The sequence below is a fragment of the Pseudomonas sp. K5002 genome (assembly GCF_013386655.1).
Lineage (GTDB): Bacteria > Pseudomonadota > Gammaproteobacteria > Pseudomonadales > Pseudomonadaceae > Aquipseudomonas.
This window is the reverse complement of sequence record NZ_JACARK010000843.1, coordinates 1-5379: the sequence shown is the minus strand read 5'-3', so window position 1 is coordinate 5379 and position 5379 is coordinate 1. Positions and strand designations below refer to the sequence as shown.

Here is a 5379-nt window from a genome sequence, read left to right as displayed (position 1 = left end):
CTTGATGAGCCGGGCTTGCTGTTCGGCGCGCTCAAGGGCGGCTTGCAGGCCGGGCAGGGAAATGTCGTGGGTGGCGGCGTAGGCTTCGACGCCATTGAGGCGCACGGTGAGCATCGCGCCTTCGTCCTGGCTGAGGTGTGGCGGCTCGGCGACGTTCTTGCGTACCGACAGGTACTGGCCGGACTCGCGGACGTAGCGCAGGGAAAAGAATTCGGCGGTAGTGCGCAGGGCACTGAACTGCTTTTTGAGTGTGGCGTGGTGTTCGAACATGGGGCCTTCCTTGTGGGCGGCTCGGCGCGGGCAGGCAAACAGAGTAGGCCTGGGCTGGGAGCTGATCAAGGAAAGTGTAGGCGGGCGGGAGGTCTTGCGGTGTCAGATCGGGCCTCTTCGGGAGCAAGCCCCCTCCCACATTTGATCGGGTTCACACGGTCAAAAATGTGGGAGCGGGCTTGCTCGCGAAGGGAGCACCTCGGTCCATCAGTTACTGCGCAGTAGGACCTACTTCACGCATCGGCTTGCCACGCACCGGCGCATCGCCCGCCACGTAGTAATCCGCAGTGCTGCGCGGCAGTGGCTTGCGGCCACGGATCTTGTCGGCGATTTTCTCGGCGATCATGATCGTCGGCGCGTTCAGGTTGCCGGTGGTGATGATCGGCATGATCGACGCGTCAACTACGCGCAGACCCTGCATGCCATGCACACGGCCTTCGGCGTCAACCACGGCCATCTCGTCGGTGCCCATCTTGCACGAGCAGGACGGGTGGAACGCGGTCTCGGCGTGCTCACGGATAAACTTGTCCAGTTGCTCGTCGGTCTGCACGTCGATGCCCGGGCTGATTTCGCGGCCACGGTATTGGTCGAGTGCCGGCTGTTGCATGATTTCACGGGTCAGGCGGATGCCGTCGCGGAATTCCTGCCAGTCCTGTTCGGTAGACATGTAGTTGAAGAGGATGCTCGGGTATTCCCGTGGGTTCTTCGACTTCAGCTGCACGCGGCCGCGGCTCGGCGAACGCATGGAACCCATGTGCGCCTGGAAACCGTGCTCTTTCACACCGTTGCTGCCGTTGTAGTTAATCGCTACCGGCAGGAAGTGATACTGGATGTTCGGCCAATCGAATTCTTCACGGGTACGGATGAAACCGCCCGCTTCGAACTGGTTGCTGGCGCCGATGCCGGTGCCGTTGAACAGCCACTCGGCACCAATGGCCGGCTGGTTGTACCAGAGCAGCGACGGGTACAGCGAGACCGGTTGGGTGCACGCGTATTGCAGGTACAGCTCAAGGTGATCCTGCAGGTTTTCGCCGACGCCTGGCAGGTCGTGGACCACCGGGATGTCGAGGCTTTCCAGCAGCTTCGCCGGGCCGACGCCGGAACGTTGCAGCAGTTGCGGCGAAGCGATTGCGCCGCTGCACACCAGGACTTCCTTGCGGGCACGGGCTTCAACGCGCTCTTCGGCAGCACCGATCAGGTAACGCACGCCGACGGCGCGCTTGCCTTCGAACAGGACTTTGTCGGTCAGGGCGTGGGTGACGATGGTCAGCGTCGAGCGCTTCTTGGCCGTGTCCAGGTAACCGCGAGCGGTGCTGGCGCGACGACCGTTTGGCGTCACGGTACGGTCCATCGGGCCGAAGCCTTCCTGCTGGTAGCCGTTCAAGTCTTCGGTACGTGGGTAACCGGCCTGTACGCCGGCTTCAACCATCGCGTGGAACAGCGGGTTGTTGCCGGCCTTTGGCGTGGTCACGCTGACCGGGCCGTCGCCACCGTGGTAGTCGTTCGGGCCGATGTCGCGGGTTTCGGCTTTACGGAAATACGGCAGGCAGTCCAGGTAGGTCCAGTCTTCCAGGCCCGGCAGTTTCGACCAGTTGTCGTAGTCCATCGCGTTGCCGCGGATGTAGCACATGCCGTTGATCAACGAGGAACCGCCGAGGCCCTTGCCGCGACCGCATTCCATCCGGCGGCCGTCCATGTGTGGCTCTGGATCGGTTTCGTAGGCCCAGTTGTAGCGGCGGCCTTGCAGCGGGAACGCCAGGGCGGCTGGCATCTGGGTACGGAAATCGAAACGATAGTCCGGGCCGCCGGCTTCCAGCAGCAGGACTGTGACGCCTTCGTCTTCGGTCAGACGGGTCGCCAGGGTGTTACCGGCGGAGCCGGCACCCACAATGATGTAGTCGTATTCTTGGGACATTGAATGCACCCTCGTGAAAGTTGGTTCAGGCTGCTTTTGTGGCGAGGGAGCTTGCTCCCGTTCGACTGCGCAGCAGTCGCAAAGTCAGCGCTCGAGTTCTGTCTGAAAGAACTGCGGTACCTGGCATGGGGCTGCTTCGCAGCCCGACGGGAGCAAGCCCCCTCGCCACATGGGCCATGCCAGGCTCAATCAGGTTTTAGAACACCGAGGCGTAGTCGCCCAGCTCAACCTGTACCGATTTGATGCGAGTGAAGTTGTTCAGCGAGCTGATCCCGTTTTCACGGCCCACGCCCGACTGCTTGTAGCCGCCCACCGGCATCTTCGCGTCGGACTCGCCCCAGGCGTTGATCCAGCAGATACCGGCTTCCAGCTGATGAATCACGCGGTGGGCGCGGTTCAGGTCCTTGGTCACCAGGCCAGCGGCCAGGCCGAAGTCGGTGTCGTTGGCACGGCGGATCACTTCTTCTTCGGTGTCGTAGGTGAGGATGCTCATCACCGGGCCGAAGATTTCTTCACGGACGATGGTCATTTCGTCGGTGCAGTCAGTGAACACGGTCGGGGCCACGTAGGCACCCTTGGCGAATTCACCGTCGGTCAGGCGGTCGCCGCCGCACAGCACGCGGGCGCCTTCTTCTTTACCTTTGGCGATGTAGCCGAGCACGCTTTCCATGTGGGCGAAGCTGACCAGCGGGCCGAAGTTGGTGTTTTCATCTTCCGGGTTGCCGATGCGGATGCGGGCAACGCGCTCGGCGATCTTGGCTTCGAACGCGCCTTTGAGGGCGGTCGGAACGAACACGCGGGTGCCGTTGGTGCAGACCTGGCCCGAGCTGTAGAAGTTGGCCATCATCGCGATGTCGGCGGCGCGGTCGAGGTCGGCGTCGTCGAAAATGATCAGCGGGGATTTGCCGCCCAGTTCCATGGTGACTTCCTTGAGCGAAGAGCTCGAAGCGCTGGCCATGACTTTCTTGCCGGTGTCGGTGCCGCCGGTGAAGGAGACTTTCTCGATGCGCGGGTGTTCGGTCAGCCAGGTGCCGACTTCACGGCCGCTGCCGGTCAGGACGTTGAACACGCCATCCGGAACGCCGGCGGCGGTGTAGATTTCAGCCAGTTTCAGGGTGGTCAGCGAGGTGACTTCGCTTGGCTTGAAGATCATCGCGTTACCGGCCGCCAGGGCAGGTGCGGATTTCCACAGGGCGATCTGGATCGGGTAGTTCCATGCGCCGATACCGGCCACGACGCCCAGCGGCTCGCGACGGGTGTAGACGAAAGAAGTGTCACGCAGCGGGATCTGCTCGCCTTCGATGGCGGGCACCAGGCCTGCGTAGTATTCCAGCACGTCAGCGCCGGTGACGATGTCGACGTATTGGGTTTCGGAATACGGCTTGCCGGTGTCCAGGGTTTCCAGGGCGGCCAGTTCGTCGTTGCGCTCACGCAGGATATCGACGGCACGACGCAGGATGCGCGAACGCTCCATGGCAGTCATGGCGGCCCAGATTTTCTGGCCCTTTTCGGCGCTGACCACAGCGCGCTCGACGTCTTCTTTGGTAGCGCGTTGCACGTTGGCGAGAACTTCACCGTTAGCCGGGTTGATGGCTTCGAAAGTGGCATCGCTGCCAGCGTCGGAGTAGCCGCCGTCAATGTAGAGTTTTTGCAGTTCGAAACGGGCCATAAAGTCCTCGCAAGTGCATTAGTGGTTGGCGCGGTTCGGGAGTTGAGCGTTTATGTGTGCTCTAACTCACCTGCTTGGCCAATTGGAAATCCATGTATTCGTAAGCGATCCGTTGCGCCTGCTCCGTGTCGAAAGCGTCTCCCGACAGGGCGCCGCGCAACCACAAACCGTCGATCAGGGCCGCCAGGCCTCGGGCTGCGCTGCGTGCCTCGGGCAACGGCAACGCTCGGCGGAACTGGCAACACAGGTTGGAATACAGACGGTGATCGTTGATCCGCTGCAGCCTGTGCAATGACGGGTGGTGCATGCTGGTGGCCCAGAAGGCCAGCCAGGTTTTCATAGCCGGGCCGTTGACTTGGCTGGCGTCGAAGTTGCCTTCGATGATCACCTGAAGATGGGCCCGCGGGCTGTCATCTTTCAGCGCCAATCGGCGCTCGGTGACGTTCTCGATCAGCACGTTCATCAGGTACCGCATCGTGGCGGCGATCAGGCCATTCTTGTCCTGAAAATAGTGACTGATGATGCCATTCGAGACACCGGCCAGACGGGCGATCAGCGCAATGCTGGCATCCCCCATTCCGACCTGATCGACCGCCGTCAATGTGGCTTCGATCAACTGCTGGCGGCGTATGGGTTGCATACCGACCTTGGGCATCGTGCACCTCTCCTTAGGCCTGCCAACGGGCGACAAACGTCCGTCGGCTTGAGGGCCAGTCTATTTTGTTTTGATTGAACGTTCAATCAACAAAGAATAAGATCTGCGACAAATGGTCGCTGCCTACAGGTATTTCCTACGTGCATGTGGCGCCACCTGACATCGGGAAAACCCATGAAACAGCCCGGCACAGCGGTTCGCCGGGGGTTTATGGTTTTTCGGGGTGTCTTTATACACCCGTCCGTCGACTGCCGAAAAATCGATGGCTCGGGTCAAGCGTTGCCTTGTGTTTCTCTGCACTGCCCGGAGCATCTGTGCCATGAGTTCTGCCTCTCTTATAAAGACCCCGCCAGAAAAGGTGCGGGTCAACGGTTGGGTGTTCTACACCTCCACCGCGCTGATTCTGTTGTTGACCGCGATTCTGATCATCGCCCCGCAGGAAGCCGGCAGGATGCTCGGTGTGGCCCAAGCCTGGTTGTCGAAAAGCTTTGGCTGGTACTACATGGTCGTGATCGCCGCCTACCTGGTGTTTGTGGTGGGCCTGGCGTTTTCGTCCTATGGCAAATTGAAACTGGGCAGCAAGGACGACACCCCGGACTTCAGCTACGGCGCCTGGGCCGGCATGCTCTTCTCGTCGGGCATCGGCATCTCGCTGCTGTACTTCGGCGCCTCCGAGCCGCTGGACCACTACTTCAACCCGCCTGAAGGCGCATCGGCCACCGGCGAAGCTGCACGCCAGGCGTTGCAGTTGACGTTCCTGCACTGGGGCCTGCACGGCTGGGCGATCTACGCACTGGTCGGCCTGGCCGTGGCGTACTTTGCCTACCGTCATAACCAGCCGCTGGCCCTGCGCTCGGCGCTGTACCCGCT

At 61.5% G+C, this 5379-nt stretch carries 5 protein-coding genes; 1 reads left to right on the top strand and 4 read right to left on the bottom strand.

From position 1 onward, the window contains the following. The 4 genes from HX846_RS29740 to betI form a co-directional block, all read right to left on the bottom strand. A partial coding sequence (locus tag HX846_RS29740) for a PmbA/TldA family metallopeptidase (protein ID WP_372242024.1) occupies positions 1-270 on the bottom strand: 270 nt, incomplete at its 3' end. Positions 271-481: 211 nt separating this feature from the next. Further along, positions 482-2185: a choline dehydrogenase gene (gene betA / locus HX846_RS29735; protein ID WP_003216899.1), complete on the bottom strand. Its 1704-nt coding sequence runs from the start codon at positions 2183-2185 to the stop codon at positions 482-484. A gap of 196 nt (positions 2186-2381) precedes the next feature. Beyond that, a complete protein-coding gene (betB, locus tag HX846_RS29730; protein WP_003216900.1) occupies positions 2382-3854 on the bottom strand; it encodes a betaine-aldehyde dehydrogenase in 1473 nt (490 codons plus the stop codon). 61 nt (positions 3855-3915) lie between these two features. After that, entirely contained in the window at positions 3916-4509 is a 594-nt protein-coding gene (betI, locus tag HX846_RS29725) for a transcriptional regulator BetI (RefSeq protein ID WP_003216902.1), read from the bottom strand. 319 nt (positions 4510-4828) lie between these two features. Here betI and HX846_RS29720 point away from each other — a divergent pair. Beyond that, a partial coding sequence (locus HX846_RS29720) for a BCCT family transporter (protein ID WP_178966747.1) occupies positions 4829-5379 on the top strand: 551 nt, incomplete at its 3' end.